The sequence below is a fragment of the Shewanella sp. S1-49-MNA-CIBAN-0167 genome, from assembly GCF_040310145.1.
GTDB lineage: Bacteria > Pseudomonadota > Gammaproteobacteria > Enterobacterales > Shewanellaceae > Shewanella > Shewanella psychromarinicola.
Genome location: NZ_JBEOPO010000181.1, coordinates 1 through 298, shown reverse-complemented (window position 1 = coordinate 298; position 298 = coordinate 1). Strand labels below are relative to the sequence as shown.

Sequence of the window (298 nt, the reverse complement as noted above, 5' to 3'; positions counted from 1 at the left end):
TGGGTCAGAGTGGACTTGAACCACCGACCTCACCCTTATCAGGGGTGCGCTCTAACCAGCTGAGCTACAGACCCATTCTTTTTGGTCTTTTAATCCTTACTCAGCGTTACTTTCTTCGTTTCTCAGTCATGTGCTAAAAGCACACTCCCTGCAAAACTCATCAAGTGCCTTGATTAAGAATCAAAATCCTCAAAAATACCTTTCGATATCTTTCTCTTTCTTTCTATCAAGTAATCTGTGTGAACACTCACATGCATTGCTGCACTTTTAGGTATTGAGTTAGTCGTATAGGTAAGGA

At 41.6% G+C, this 298-nt stretch carries 1 tRNA gene; it reads right to left on the bottom strand.

What is annotated here, in order from left to right:
* Window positions 1-74: transfer RNA gene (locus AAEZ00_RS20920), tRNA-Ile, on the bottom strand.
* Window positions 75-298: the final 224 nt, after the last annotated feature.